Origin of the sequence: Chryseobacterium sp. Tr-659 (genome assembly GCF_011752975.1) — a bacterium.
GTDB lineage: Bacteria > Bacteroidota > Bacteroidia > Flavobacteriales > Weeksellaceae > Chryseobacterium.
On record NZ_VWWP01000003.1, the window covers coordinates 272,091 to 287,094 of the forward strand.

Annotated in this window: 13 protein-coding genes; 9 read left to right on the top strand and 4 right to left on the bottom strand. The window is 36.0% G+C overall.

Features of this window, described 5'->3' with window-relative positions; genetic code table 11:
* Window positions 1-124: 124 nt before the first annotated feature.
* From F3J23_RS08875 to F3J23_RS08890, 4 genes are all read left to right on the top strand, one after another.
* A complete protein-coding gene (locus tag F3J23_RS08875) occupies window positions 125-2,701 on the top strand; it encodes a TonB-dependent receptor (RefSeq protein WP_167027211.1) in 2,577 nt (858 codons plus the stop codon).
* Between the two features lie 87 nt (window positions 2,702-2,788).
* A complete protein-coding gene (locus F3J23_RS08880; protein ID WP_167027214.1) occupies window positions 2,789-3,220 on the top strand; it encodes a hypothetical protein in 432 nt (143 codons plus the stop codon).
* A gap of 74 nt (window positions 3,221-3,294) precedes the next feature.
* Window positions 3,295-4,287: an aspartate-semialdehyde dehydrogenase gene (locus F3J23_RS08885; RefSeq protein ID WP_167027217.1), complete on the top strand. Its 993-nt coding sequence runs from the start codon at window positions 3,295-3,297 to the stop codon at window positions 4,285-4,287.
* A gap of 58 nt (window positions 4,288-4,345) precedes the next feature.
* Window positions 4,346-5,344, top strand: a complete 999-nt coding sequence (locus F3J23_RS08890; RefSeq protein WP_167027220.1) for a cation diffusion facilitator family transporter — start codon at window positions 4,346-4,348, stop codon at window positions 5,342-5,344.
* A gap of 38 nt (window positions 5,345-5,382) precedes the next feature.
* On the opposite strand, the gene F3J23_RS08895 is transcribed toward F3J23_RS08890, so the two are convergent.
* Window positions 5,383-5,829, bottom strand: coding sequence for an exosortase F system-associated membrane protein (locus F3J23_RS08895; RefSeq protein WP_167027223.1), 447 nt, complete (start codon window positions 5,827-5,829; stop codon window positions 5,383-5,385).
* Window positions 5,816-6,346: an exosortase family protein XrtF gene (xrtF, locus tag F3J23_RS08900; RefSeq protein ID WP_167027226.1), complete on the bottom strand. Its 531-nt coding sequence runs from the start codon at window positions 6,344-6,346 to the stop codon at window positions 5,816-5,818. The genes F3J23_RS08895 and xrtF overlap by 14 nt, the downstream gene beginning before the upstream one ends.
* A 237-nt stretch (window positions 6,347-6,583) precedes the next feature.
* On the opposite strand from xrtF, the gene F3J23_RS08905 reads away from it, so the two are divergent.
* The 5 genes from F3J23_RS08905 to F3J23_RS08925 all read left to right on the top strand — a co-directional run bounded on the left by F3J23_RS08905 (window position 6,584) and on the right by F3J23_RS08925 (window position 10,184).
* A complete protein-coding gene (locus tag F3J23_RS08905; protein WP_167027229.1) occupies window positions 6,584-7,603 on the top strand; it encodes an aminoglycoside phosphotransferase family protein in 1,020 nt (339 codons plus the stop codon).
* A gap of 90 nt (window positions 7,604-7,693) precedes the next feature.
* On the top strand, window positions 7,694-8,110 hold the full coding sequence (locus tag F3J23_RS08910; RefSeq protein ID WP_167027232.1) for an RNase adapter RapZ: 417 nt from the start codon (window positions 7,694-7,696) through the stop codon (window positions 8,108-8,110).
* A gap of 70 nt (window positions 8,111-8,180) precedes the next feature.
* Window positions 8,181-8,894, top strand: a complete 714-nt coding sequence (locus tag F3J23_RS08915; protein WP_167027235.1) for a nucleotidyltransferase family protein — start codon at window positions 8,181-8,183, stop codon at window positions 8,892-8,894.
* 8 nt (window positions 8,895-8,902) lie between these two features.
* Complete coding sequence (locus F3J23_RS08920) at window positions 8,903-9,655, top strand: TIGR00730 family Rossman fold protein (RefSeq protein ID WP_167027238.1); 753 nt, start codon at window positions 8,903-8,905, stop codon at window positions 9,653-9,655.
* Between the two features lie 58 nt (window positions 9,656-9,713).
* Window positions 9,714-10,184, top strand: coding sequence for a DUF6702 family protein (locus F3J23_RS08925; RefSeq protein WP_228455304.1), 471 nt, complete (start codon window positions 9,714-9,716; stop codon window positions 10,182-10,184).
* A gap of 328 nt (window positions 10,185-10,512) precedes the next feature.
* Here F3J23_RS08925 and F3J23_RS08930 read toward each other — a convergent pair whose 3' ends face one another.
* A complete protein-coding gene (locus F3J23_RS08930; protein ID WP_167027244.1) occupies window positions 10,513-11,925 on the bottom strand; it encodes a DUF5689 domain-containing protein in 1,413 nt (470 codons plus the stop codon).
* Window positions 11,926-11,950: 25 nt separating this feature from the next.
* On the bottom strand, window positions 11,951-14,830 hold the full coding sequence (locus F3J23_RS08935) for a carboxypeptidase-like regulatory domain-containing protein (protein ID WP_167027247.1): 2,880 nt from the start codon (window positions 14,828-14,830) through the stop codon (window positions 11,951-11,953).
* Window positions 14,831-15,004 lie beyond the last annotated feature (174 nt).

The window sequence follows — 15,004 nt, forward strand, 5'->3', positions numbered from 1 at the left end:
ATAATACTAATAATCACACACTTAACATTATTAAGACTGATTAAAAATTAACATTGAGTTAATAATAGTTAAAATTTATTTTGCGAATTTTGCAGAAAATTAAATCTAATTATTACTAACGATTATGAAATTAATCAACAAATCAATACTAACTGCGGTAATTACATTATCTACAGCTAGTGTTTATTATGCTCAACAAGTTCAGGATACAGCAAAAGCTAAATCTAAAGACATTGAAGAGGTAATTCTAAAAGGTGTTACAGATATCGCTAAAGATAGAAAGACACCAGTAGCTGTTTCTACAATCAAAGCTGCACAAATCCTTGAAAGACAAGGAAACCAGGAGCTTGTAGAAATGCTAAACACAACACCGTCTGTATATGCTACAAAAGGTGGTGGTGGTTTCGGAGATTCTCAAATTACAATGCGTGGTTTTGAATCAAGAAACATTGCAGTAATGGTAAACGGTATGCCTGTTAACGACATGGAAGGAGGTACCGTATACATGTCTAACTGGACTGGTTTATCCGATGTAACAAGTACTATGCAGGTACAAAGAGGACTTGGTTCTTCCAAACTTGCTATTGCATCTGTAGGAGGTACATTGAACTTCCTTACTCGTTCTGCAGACATGAAACAAGGGGGAGTAGTAAGATTAGGTATCGGTAATAACGATTTCTTAAAAACTTCCTTTGCTTATAACACTGGTAAATCTCAAAATGGCTGGGCTGCTTCATTCTTGATGGCAAGACAAGCTGGAGCTACTTACGTACAAAATACAGATTACGAATCATATACTTATTTCTTTGCTTTAGGTTATCAGCCAAACGCAAAGCATAACTTACAGTTTATGATGACGTCTTCTCCACAGTGGCATGATCAGAGATCTTACGCACCAACCATCAATAACTACATCAAATATAACCCTGATCATGATGGTAGCCCATACAGACAATACAACTCTGATTATGGATATTATACTTCTCCGGACGGAAACAGAACAAGCATAGCCAATGCTATGAATTACTATGCTAAGCCGGTAATGATGTTGAACTGGGATTGGACAATCAGTGATAAATCAACTTTAAGTACTGTTGCCTATATGTCTAACGGACGTGGTGGTGGAGCAAGAAACCTTGGTAAAGTTGCCAATAAATCAATTACTGATCCATCTTTTATCGACGCAGAAGGTCACTACAATTTTAACTCAATTTTTGCAGCTAACGCAGCTGTAACTCCAACGATAGGTGTTGCAGGAAATACATTGGTACGTAGTTCAAGTGTGAACTCACACAACTGGTATGGTATCTTGATGAACTTCCAGCATAAAATCAATGATAACTGGAACTTCTCTATTGGTACTGATGACAGATACTACTATGGATACCACTATCAAGTGCTTTCTAATCTATATGGTGCTTCTGGTTATACAGACAATACAAACAAAAACTTACCAACGAATAATATCGTTCGTAACACTTATGATTACCAAAAGTTAACTTGGAATCCTTTCGGTGGGGCAAATGCACCAATGGAAGACAGAATTGCATTCAGTAATGATGGTGAAGTACTATGGTATAGTGGTTTCGGTCAGGTAGAATATTCTACTGAAAAATTAACGGCTTATGTACAAGGTTCCGTTTCTAATCAGGGATACCAAAGAATTGACGACTTTACTAAACCTGGTACCATTCAGCAAGGACAGCCTGTAGAAAGAAAAACAGGATTCAAAAACCTTTTTGGTTATAACATTAAAGGGGGTGCCAACTATAATATTGATGCCAACAATAACGTATTTGCCAACATCGGATACTATAGCAAGCAGCCTTTGATGAGTGCAGTATACCCAAGTAACCAGCAGGTAGTAAACCCTAACTTAACAAATGAGAAAATCTTCTCTGTTGAATTAGGTTATGGATTCAAAACGGCTAACTTCAATGCAAAAGTTAACTTATATAGAACTGAGTGGAAAGATAGATGGTTCAGAAGAGGAAGTGTAGACTTCGGAAACGGAATCAGAGGATATTCTGAAATCAGCGGAATTACTCAACTTCACCAGGGGGTAGAAGCAGAAGCAACTTACAGAGTAAACAGATTCTTAGAATTACAAGGAATGTTCTCTTGGGGTGATTACCAATATAAAGGAAATGCAAGTGGTTCTAACTTCCAGGATGACAACACTCCTATCCTTACTGACGGATCTAACACTTCTACACTTTATTTAGATAAAGTAAAAGTAGGTGGTACAAATAACAGTATTCCACAAACTACTTCTTCATTAGGATTTACAGTAACTCCGGTTACAGATCTTAGAATCTATGGTAACTGGCAGTATACAGGAAGAATCTATTCAGCAATGAATGTGAACGACTTCCTTAAACCAGGAAATGAAGCTCTTCAGCTACCTGATTTCAACTTATTCAATGTAGGTGCTTCTTACAAGATTAAGCTTAAAAACCAAAATCAGTATTTCACTCTTGGAGTTAACGTATACAACCTGTTTGATACTACTTACATTCAGGATGGAGCAACAAATATCAAGACCACAGATCTTGTTAATCCATCTGCTAAACCAGGTGCTGCAGATTACGGTGTTACTTACGAGCAGGCTGGAAGAGTTTACAAAGGTATTGCTGATGCAAACAGAGTATTCTTTGGATTCGGAAGAACTTGGTCTACAACATTATCATTCAACTTCTAATAATATCACAATATTAGATTTTATAAATATCAATCCCGGCTTTGAGCCGGGATTTTTGTTATCTTTGTCTACAAAAAAATAGAAAGTATGGATTTTTACAACATTTTGCTTAATGCCCACAAAGGATTCGGGTATCTTGAGCTTCTTTTGGTTGCATTATTTATCATTGCACTTCTGGCTACCATGTTCGGTTTCAGTGGAAAAGTGAACAAGTTTTTAAAGAAAACAACTTTATTTACAATGATCTTCTTCCACGTTCAGTTTTTACTGGGTATCATTATGCTGATCACCACTTTCAGCAGAGGATTGAATATGGGTGAAGTAATGAAAAATGCAGCATTGAGATTTCAATATGTTGAACATCCATTTTCAATGCTTATTGCAGCTGTGTTGATGACTATTGTCAACAAAAAGGTAAAGTCCAATGATACCATCTCTTTGGGAGTAGTTTTCATGGGATTGATCGCAGTAGGTTTATTTGCATTTGCATTCCCTTGGACAAGAGTGTTCGGGGCTTAAAACCAGAAAAAGAAATTATACATTATGCGTTATAATTTATAAATAGTTTAATCTTAAATATTTTAATTAAATCAATGAAAGTAGCTGTAGTAGGTTCAACAGGAATGGTTGGACAAGTTATGCTTAAAGTTTTGGAGGAGAGAAACTTCCCTGTAACAGAATTAATCCCGGTAGCATCCGAAAAATCTGTAGGTAAAAAGGTGAAGTATAAACAGAAGGAATTTACGATTGTAAGCATGAAGGACGCTATAGCTGCCAAACCGGATATTGCCATCTTTTCTGCCGGAGGTTCTACCTCTCTTGAATTCGCACCATTATTTGCGGAAGCAGGAACAACAGTAATAGACAATTCTTCTGCATGGAGAATGGATCCTGATAAAAAATTAGTAGTTCCTGAAATCAATGCAGATGTATTGACTAAAGAAGACAAGATCATTGCAAATCCGAATTGTTCTACCATTCAGTTGGTCATGGTTTTAGGGCCATTGAACAAGAAATATGATTTAAAAAGAGTAATTGTTTCTACTTACCAGTCTGTAACAGGAACTGGTAAAGCTGCTGTGGACCAGCTAAACGGAGAAATCAGCGGAAATGATGATATTGCAAAAGTATATCCTTACCAGATCTTTAAAAATGCATTGCCACACTGTGATGTTTTTGCTGATGATGATTACACGAAAGAAGAAATCAAACTAATGAAGGAACCTAAGAAAATTTTAGGTGACGATACCTTTAATCTGACGGCAACTGCAGTAAGAGTTCCGGTTCAGGGAGGACATTCTGAAAGTGTAAATATCGAATTCGAAAATGAATTTGAACTGGATGAAGTAAGAAAAATTTTATCTGAAACACCAGGCGTAATCGTAATGGACGATGTGAAAAACAACCACTACCCGATGCCTTTATATTCAGAAGGAAAAGATGAGGTCTTTGTAGGAAGAATAAGACGGGATCTGTCGCAGCCCAAAACGCTCAACCTTTGGATCGTAGCAGACAACCTGAGGAAAGGAGCAGCAACAAACGCTGTACAAATTGCAGAATACCTTGTAGCAAACAACTTAGTATAAACTAACAAAATAAAAAAGAGTCTCAAAATTGAGATTCTTTTTTTTATCAAACACCCATATGAATACCCAGAAAAATACCCATAAAGATAAAATAGGCTTTCAAAGACTCATTGCTGCATTTGGAATTATCCTTTTTGTTGGAAAGATTATTGCCTGGAAACTCACCAATTCCGATGCCGTTTTCTCAGATGCGATGGAAAGTATCGTGAATGTAATCAGTGCGTTTATGGGGCTTTATTCACTTCACCTCGCTGCCAAACCAAAAGATGAAGATCATCCTTACGGCCACGGAAAAGTAGAATTTGTCACTTCCGGAATTGAAGGAGCCCTGATCGCTATTGCCGGTATTATGATCATCTATGAAGGAGTTCACAGTCTTATTGTAGGAAAAACACTAAGTAAAATCGATCTGGGAATATGGATAATTGCCGCAACAGCAATTATTAATTATCTGCTGGGATATATTTCAATAAAAAAAGGGGAAAAAGAAAACTCTCTCGTCCTTATTTCATCAGGAAAACACTTACAGTCGGATACCATTACAACACTTGGAGTTGTAGGAAGTTTAATCATTGTTTACTTCACTAAAATCTATTGGCTGGATTCTGTGGTGGCACTTACATTTGGGCTTTATATCATATTTGTAGGTTATAAAATCGTTCGTAAATCTCTAAGCGGTATTATGGATGAGCAGGATCCTGAAATATTAAATCAGGTCATTAGAATTCTTGAAGAAAACAGACATATAGAATGGATAGATGTACATAATATGAAGATCCAGCAATTTGGTTCTTCCCTTCATATTGATGCTCATATTACACTTCCGTGGTATTATGACCTTCGTGATGCTCATGCGGAAATGGAAAAAGTAATTATTCTTCTTGCTCAAAATATCAAACGAAGTATTGAGTTCAATTTTCACATGGATGATTGTAAACCGATCTCATGCCCGGTCTGCCAGATCAAGGAATGCCCTGTGCGTGAAAAGGATTTCATCAAACGGGTAGAATGGACTCCGGAAAATGTCACCAGCGTGGATAAGCATACTGCACAATAAGCTATAAAGCATGGATAAAATGCTGTGACTTTGCTTTCTCAGCTTACTTCGCCTTCTTTATGCATCATCTGTTTTCTGTAATAAAACATCGGCACAATCAGAAGTATAATCAAAGGCTGAATCACAAACCTTCTCATATAAAAGGAAAAAAGATAGCCTATCTCAAATTTATTAGAAATACAATATAGATAGATCGGAAAAGAAATAGCAAAAACGATCACCATCATAATCGCACCCTGTAATGTCCATTGTTTGTTTTTAAATAAACCATAAATAATCAGGCAGGAAAACACCAGATTTAAAATAAATCTGAATAAATGTCCTGCAACCAGCCTTCCCCATTCAAATGCCGGAAATGTAATATTCTTGTTGGCTTCGTGAAAATAATCAAGAAAGGGGTCATAAAATAATGTCCCTTCCAGAACCCGCACACAAACCAATCCTAAGATTCCTGCAATAATCAATAGCCAATTAAGAGTTTTCATGTTTTAAAGCAAAAAATTTAATCCAAACTAACCAAAGTACAACCACGGTTCCATAGATAATGGCAGGGAAAATAAAATCATGGAACATTTTACCATATTCTTTATGATCAACAACCACGATATTCAATCCTATAATTCTAAGAAGATTCATAATATAAAGTAAAACCAGCCCTGCACCCACAAAGAAAAAGGTCTTTACCCCTTTATAAAAAGCAAAGATAAAAGAGACAAACAGAATAACCACAGAAACGGCATTACATCCCTCCACCATTCTCGTCACATAATGATTCTTTACATAAAACCAAACCTGTTCATTCTTTATATCATCATAAAGTTCCGTTGGATAACCAATCGTATTTTGTATGGCACTAACCTGATTAGCGATCATTCTTGAAAAAGGATCCAATCCGAAAGCCTTACCATTATTCAGATAAAACTGATAAGCAAAAAGCAAAACCAGATAAATGACTATGAAGCGTAATAAAATACCTAAAACAGGTTTAAAGTCTTTTAACATACTACAAAGATAAAAATTAGGAGGTAATATCCTGAATTCTAAGTTACAAATAGAATCATTACATTTCACCAATAAATGATAAATTATGATTCTTTTTTATTCTAGCATATTCTAAAAATAAAAGACACCGTTTTTTATATCGAAAAACTTCTCCCATCTCTGGATCTGATCCCAATTTTAAAAACAATGACATTGTATTTCTAACTCACGCTAAATTAGTATATTTGTTTCCATATTATGACTTCTGAAAACGCAAAACGATTTTTTGAAAACCATCTGGGAAAAAAATCTTCTGAATTTGTCACATTAGCTCAAAGTGGCTCTGCGAGGGTAAATTTTGTGGCCACTACCAGTACCGGGAAATACATCATCACTTACAACGAAAATATTCCGGAAAACGAAAGTTTCCTTTATTATTCTGAAGTATTTTCTGCTTTACATCTTAACACGCCCCAGATTTTTGCTATTTCGGAGGACAGAAAAATGTATGTCCAGGAGTTTTTGGGAGAAAATACCCTTTCAGAAATCATCACAAAAGAAGAATTATCTCCTGATGTAAAAGCATTGGTGAAACAGACACTCCAAAAACTTTTTTTACTGCAAATTCAGACTCAGGGAAAAATAGACTTCTCTAAAACCTTTGAATATGAAAGCTATGATGAACTTCCGGTAATTCATGATCTTTATTATTTCAAAAATTTCATTGCTGATGTTCTTGAGCTTGAATATAACAAGTCTACCCTTTTAAAAGAATTCAAGCAAATTGCTGTATTAATTGAAAATCTTGAGCCCAAAGGAATCATGATCCGAGATTTTCAGGCAAGAAATATTATGGTGAATGATCAAAACGAAGTATCATTCATCGATTATCAGTCTGCAATGAAAGGACCTCTGATGTATGATGTCATATCTTTTCTTTTCCAGGCTAAAGCTAATTTCCCGAAAGACTTTAAAAATGAAATGCTGGAATTTTATATTCAGCAATTTGACCAGTCTGAAACCAGAGCTCAGCTAAAAGAGTCTGTTATGCCGATTCAGATGATGAGATTTCTTCAGGTTTTGGGAGCTTACGGATTCAGAGGTCTGATTCAGAGAAAACAACATTTTATATCGAGCCTGCAAATGGGAATTCAGAACATTACAGAGTTTGCATCTTCATGGAATCTGATGAAGGATTATCCGGAGCTGGAAAAGGTAATTCACCAACTCAGTCTTAAAGAAACCCGATTGAAAATTGATACAATACTGAATCATTAAATTTTGAATTTGCTCGGGCTTACATTGGTCAAAATCTTAACTTACCTTAAAACAAAATGAACCTTAATGGTTTAAAAATAAAAAAAGAATATGCTACACATTGAGATACACAGTTTTTCTTACAAGAAAGGAGGAATTCCAAAAGATAATTCAGGGAACGGCGGAGGTTTCGCTTTTGACTGCAGAGGAATTTTAAATCCCGGAAGAATTGAAGAATATAAAAGCCAGACCGGAAATGATATCGGAGTACAAGAATATCTGGAAACAAAAACTGATATGCCTCAATTCCTGGAGCTCGTAAAATCTATTGTTTCTATCAATATAGACAATTATCTGGACAGAGGATTTGAGCATCTGCAAATCAATTTCGGATGCACGGGGGGCCAGCACAGATCGGTATATTCTGCTATAAAAATTGCTGAGTTCATCAAAAAAAAGTATCCTGAAGGAACACAAGTAAGCCTTCATCACGATGAACAGCCACAACTGAACATAAGCAATCCATAATGAGCAATAAGTAATATTTTTACTTAATGCCTGTTTATCAAATTATTCATCACGTATTATTCATACTATCATGAAAGCTTTAATTTTCGCAGCAGGAAAGGGAACCAGACTCAAACCTTTTACAGATCATCATCCAAAAGCATTAGCTAAAGTAAATGATATCCCTTTATTGGAGAGAAATATCAATTATCTGAAAAGTTTCGGAATAAAAGATTTTGTTATCAATATTCATCATTTTGGAGATCAGATTGTTGACTTCTTAAATAAAAATAATCATTTCGGATGTAAGATTGAAATATCTGATGAAACCAATGAACTCCTTGAAACCGGGGGCGGCCTGGTTTTTGCAAGAAAATTTCTTGATCACGGAGAAGATTTTTTAATCATGAACGCTGATATTTTAACTGATCTGAACATCAATACATTAGTAGAATATCATAAAAAGATAAAAGATTTTGCTACTTTAGCAGTTTCGGACAGAGAAAGTTCGAGAAAACTCCTTTTCAATGATGATATGGTTTTGAGAGGCTGGCTGAACGTACAGACAGGTGAGCAGCGGCTTGCGGAATTCAACAAAGGCTTCAGGGCACTTGCCTTCAGCGGAATTCACTGCATCAATCCTGTTATCTTTGAAAAAATAAAAAGAAAAGGCAAATTTTCTGTTATGGAAGAGTATCTCGACCTGATGCAGACTGAGCATATTCATGGTTTTGTACATGACAGCATCCTTATCGATGTGGGCAGACCGGAATCTGTAACAGAAGCCGAAAAACATTTTAAATAAATTTTGCAATGGAAATTGATGGAACCAGAGATGAAAGTTTAGTAAATCCGGAATTTGATGTTAATGAAACAAAGCTTCACAACAGTTTAAGACAAAAGACCTGGGACGAAACGATTACCAAAGACAGCTGGATGGTATTCAAAATCATGGCTGAATTTGTAGATGGCTATGAAAAACTGGCTAAGATTGGGCCCTGTGTTTCTATATTTGGTTCTGCACGTCTTAAACCGGAAAACAAATACTATGAAATGGCGGTAGAAATCGCTGAGAAAATCACAAAACTAGGTTTCGGAATTATTACCGGCGGTGGCCCGGGAATTATGGAAGCCGGAAATAAAGGAGCTTTCAATGCGAAAGGAAGATCTATTGGTCTCAATATTGACCTTCCGTTTGAACAGCACTTCAATCCTTACATCAATAAATCTTATTCCATGAATTTTGATTACTTTTTCGTGAGAAAAGTAATGTTTGTAAAATACTCTCAGGGCTTTGTTGTAATGCCGGGAGGTTTCGGAACTCTGGATGAGCTCACTGAGGCGCTTACCCTGATTCAGACCAATAAAATTGGTAAATTTCCCATCGTTTTGGTAGGAAGTGAATTCTGGGGGGGATTATTGGATTGGTTCAAAGCAACACTGCTAAAAGACGGCATGATTGCTGAAGATGATCTTGATCTTTATCGTGTGGTAGATACGGCTGATGAGGCCGTAGCACATATTAAAGCTTTTTATGATAAGTATTCTGTGAATGTTAATTTTTAATTGGCATATTATTTGTGACTTATAACTAGCAAGTATGATTGTAAATCTATTAATTAAGATGAAAAAACTTTTATATATATCAGGAATTTTAACATTTTTTGTGTTAATGAGTTTTATGTATGTAGACTTTTTCTCTTCAATGACCAAAGTGGACTATATTGATGGAAGCAAGACATTGAAGTTTACCACAAAAATGAATACAAGCCATATCTCTGACGCTATTAAAATTAACCCTAATACGGCCGGATTTGAAGCAGAGGTAAAAAAATATGTGAATAATAATTTTGATGTATTTGTTAATGGAGCTCCCAAAACGATAACCTTCACAGGAAGTCAGGTCAGTGGAGAAACGGTATGGGTGTATTTTGAAACCGGAGGTGTTTCAGATATCAACACCTTAAAGATTAAAAATACCATCCTTTTAAGCGCTTTTCCTAAGCAAATCAACTTGGTTAGTATTGCTTACAAAGGCAGCCAGAAAATGATGAATTTCCAAAGAGGAAAAGAAGTGAACGAGGTTTCCTTTTAAAAAAGAATTAGATTTAACCATTATAAAATGGGTACCCTGAAGAGTTAAACTTTTTAGGGTATTTTTTTATCATTAATCATTTTAAAGACAATAAAAAATACCTGAAAAGCAAATGTCATTAGACACATCAAGCTAATAAAACATTGTAATGCTTTTCCTAGATTCATGTAAAAAATGATCTCTTCTATATTTATCATACTCTTGATAAACAACATTTATTTCAAATTCACAGCTCTATTATAAAATAAAAACCAGGCAGCCTATGAGGACTGCCTGGTTTTGTTTAAATTATAGTAAGAAAATACTATCTATAAAATTATAATGAGTATTACTCAATTCTGATATTATCAATCTGAACATCATAAACTCCTCCGGTACCTGTCTTGATAGCAAACATATCTTTTCCAGCAGTTACGTTGATGTCTGTAATACCTGTAAGAGTAAGTTCAACCAATCTCCATTGTCCATTAGTATTGATGGATCCAGTGTAAGAGTTAGCACTTTCTACTCCTAAAGTAGCACCGGTACTGAATGTTCCTAAATTAAATACATAGAAACCTCCTCCTGCTTTATATACGTTGAAAGAAAGTGATTTCCCTGTTGCAGAACCTTTGATATACATAGTGATTCTCTTTGGAACAGCAGGTATTCCTGTAGCAGCAACTGATGTAAATACATAATCGTTTGCAGTAGGAGTTCCTTTTAACTGAAGAGAGTTTGTATTGTTATATCCAAGACCAACACCTTGAGTTGCATAAGGTTTAAGTCCGAAACTGTTCACACTTGATAAGAAAGTAGCCCAGTTTTCAAAATCAGATCCTGCGAAAAGATTTACTGCACTTGCAGACGGAGCATCTGGCTCTCCAGGGTTAAATCTGTCATTAGGGAAGTTCATATCATTAAGATCTCTGATATAAGCCTGTTCTGTAAAAGTAGGAGTTGTTGGGTTACTTGGACTTGTATAACGGCTTAAAAGAAGAACGATATCACCACTCTTTGCATATTTAGGAGAGATTGGAGACTTCGCGAATGTTGCGTAGTTACTGAAACGAAGATCTAATCTTGCTGCTTTTTTATCTACGATATAACGATCACCTGTTCCTGTATCATCAGCGAAGTTCTTTGTTAATTCCGGATCTTCAAACTGAACATTTTTAATTTTTACAAGCTGGTTGATGTGAGCTCCGTTTTTAAGAGCATCAGCAATAGAGTTAAATTCTAATGGCTTGATTGCAGCTACAACAGGTTTCTGTCCGTCACAAACTCTTGCGATGTAGTTTGATACTTTATTTGGATTGATTCTTCCCACAGAATAATTAGGGTCAAAAGAACCTACTTTAATATTTCCGTTAGAAGCCTGAACGATAAGTCCTTTTAAGTTGATTCTAACTAAAGCTCCTGTTGGGAAATCAAGATACTGGTTTCCACCGTCAATATCAATTTCAATACCTTGTGTTGGGTTTTCAGGCTTATCCTGAAGGAACATCATTTTGTAAATGTTTCCGGATTCATCGCTTGAAGTAACATAAGCATCTACGATGAAATCATCTTTAATGATATCAGCTTCAGTAGGCTTTGGCTTTGCAATAGTTGCAAGTTCTGACAGCTGATGGTTTGCCGCAGCAAATTTGTTGGTACATTTGATTTCCGGCACATCATAATCATCAGTTTTTACACAAGACGAAATCGACAGCATGGAAATGGCACTAAAAATGGCCGCTTTAAAATATATATTTTTCATTGTTTTCAATTTTTAAATTTATTTTTTAGAATCTGAATTGAAGGTTAACAAAATAAGATCTACCCTGGTTATACCAATACTTAGGAGCGAATACCATGTTTCCGCTGTCATAATCATTAGCATAGTCAGTATAGTTAACGTTTCTTGTCTGTTCGAATCCACCGGTAATATAATTTCTGTTATTAAGAATATTATTTACAGATGCAGACACCAATACATAATATTTACCAATCATCCATGACTTCCCTGCGTTCACATTGAAGAAGAATGCTGCTGGTAATCTTGTAGGGGTAAGAACTCTTGCTAATTCTTCCTCGCTTACATTATCATAAGGTACTCCAGGTGTATTAGGGTTTGTATAGAATCTTGCTGTTCTGGTTACTGGAGACGGATCTAGGAAAGAGTGTCCGAAGTAGTTCCATGTAGCACCTACCCACCAGTATTTAGGACTGCTATATCTAAGACCTAAAGTATATGCCTCCTGTGGAGTTCCACCTTGTCTGTAGTTTTTAAGAGTAGCTTCTCCCATGTTCGTGTAAGATCTGGAAACAAGATTTCCGTTTCCGTCAAGCTCTCTGAAAGTTCCCACTGCATCAGATGCGAAATACACGGTAGGATTATTCGTATAGGTATACTGTCCTAAGCTTAATAATCCGCTGGCAGTTAATGTAGGAGTAATTTTCACCTGAGCCCCAAGCTCGATTCCCATATTTCTCTTGTTAGCACCAGCCAATACCTGTGTAATGAAAGCACCATCCTGAACAGGAGCCTGATCACCACTTTCAGTAAGTGTAGTCAGCTTAATTCCCTGCGCAAAATATCTTTGTACGCTGGTTTCATTTTGAGTGTTAACAAGATATCCTGTTAATCTTACTTTAACAATCGGAGTAGAAATCACATAGCTTAAATCGTTGGCATCAACTACAACATTCTTGATTCCCGGAGTGGCAACACCACTTACTCTTGTATTGAAATAAATATCATTCAGGAAAGGAGATTGTGAGAAATAAGCTCCGTTATATACAAAGAAGTTTCTACCATTGATTCTGTAAGTAACCTGACCTTTTACCCCTACGTTCCAGAAGTTTTTATCTTCTCCTTTTCCGTAAGATGATTCATACAGATAATGTTTGAATAAACCTTCTCTGCTATTAGTTGTATAACCGAATAATCCGGAAACAAACACATCAAATTTCCCTGTAGAAAACTTGAATGCAGGGTTTACTTTTACTTCCTGTCTTCTGAAAATATAATCGTACCCGATCTTATCTCCTTTTCTTTTAGCTACATCAGCATCGCTTTCTAAGGTATTAAATTTACCCCACACGCTTCCACCATTAGTATTGTATGCAAACGGGTCCATATTCAGTGCAAAATCAGCACCTAATAAATCGTTTACTTCTCTATACTGCTCAGATCTGTAGTTCTGGTATGATAAATTTAAAATAAAACGGGATGTATCATTAAAGTTATAAGTATAGTGTGTAGATACATTCCATACTTTATCATCTTTTACATCATCCACAAGATAGTAAGCTGCTCTTCTTCCGCCAAATTCTGGTCTGTAAAGGTTATCACTTCTGTTGGCATTATAAAGATTATCCCAGTTGATCTGTGTATGAGATTCATCATTATTAGTCCACCAATCTCTTGTAATATCAATATTCGCTGCTTGTTCCGGTGCCGGATTTTTATAGTTTAACCAATAGCTTGGTAAATTTCGGTAGTAAGTAGGCGATGGGTTGTTTGCTCTGTACCAATCCAATCTTGAGCTGTACTCTTTTCCGAACTGGTAAGAAACGGATGTCCATAATTGGGAGTTTTTATTGATTTTCCAAAAATCCTGTAATTGAAGTATAGGCTGGAAACCTCTTTTTACCCTTTCATTTCTTTTTTCTCCGCCTTGCCATCCCCAATAAGAGTTGTAGTGAACTCCTCTGAAGTCATATACTTCCTGAGTACTTGGGCTGGAAGAGCTTCTCTCATATTTAGAACCGATCGCGTTGAATGTCATCGTATGGCTGTCGCTGAATTTCTTCTCAACACCGATGTATCCGCTGTATGCATCATAAGCAGTTCCATCCTGTATACCTTCCTGTGCCCATCTTCTTGCGATCATTCCTGTAAATGCCCATCCGTTTTTATTCATTCCGGAAGAGAATCTGTAAGATAATCTGTTTCTGTAGTTTCTGTTGGTTAGTGAGTAGGTCAGCTGGCTGCCTTTTCTGTACTCGCTGGCTTTTGTATTCTTATAAAATACACCTGTAGTTCCTCCGAAAGCATATTCGGAAGGTGCATGATTGGCAGCAATTTCCGGGTAACGGGTAATTTCATTCAAGCCTCCCCATGTACTGAAGTCAACGTCTCCGTTATCTGCTCCAGCCATAGAAATACCGTTTATCATGTTTTCTCCGGTTCTGCTGTCGATTCCTCTTGGACGGAACCAGTATGGTCCTAAATCAAAACTAGCAATTCTGTTGAATACATCCTGAGAAGATTGTAGCAATCCTACGGTAGCAGTTTGCTGTGCTCCGCCGCTGTCGCTTTCTCCAGAATCTTCTACGATAGCCAAACCCTGATCTGCACCGTTCAATGCAGAATAAAGAGTGATTACTCCAAGATCTTTTCTTTTCTCATTACTAGTTACGTCAAATTCAAGAATTTTAGTTTCAAAATTTGATTTTGTAACCATAATCTGATAATGTCCCGGCATCAGATCAGTAAACTGGAAGTAACCGATTTTGTCTGCCTTTGCATCATTTCCTGCTCCTTTTAAATCTACATTTGCTTGCTCAACAGGCTTACCATCCGCATCCTTAAGATACGCAAACACTGTTGTCTGCGCATAATAATATGACGCAGGCAGCAAAGTAAATAAAGAGATTAATGATAGTTTTTTAATCATGAGTATATTTATTTTTTTAAATACTTTTCTTGTTAATTTTCAACAGTTTAAAAGTTGGGGGCACAAATTTAGTCAAATTTTATAATTCACAACTTTTTTAACATTATTTTTTCTTAACATTGCAAACTTTTAAGAATGATTATATAACAAACAATCAAATTACCTTAATTAAAT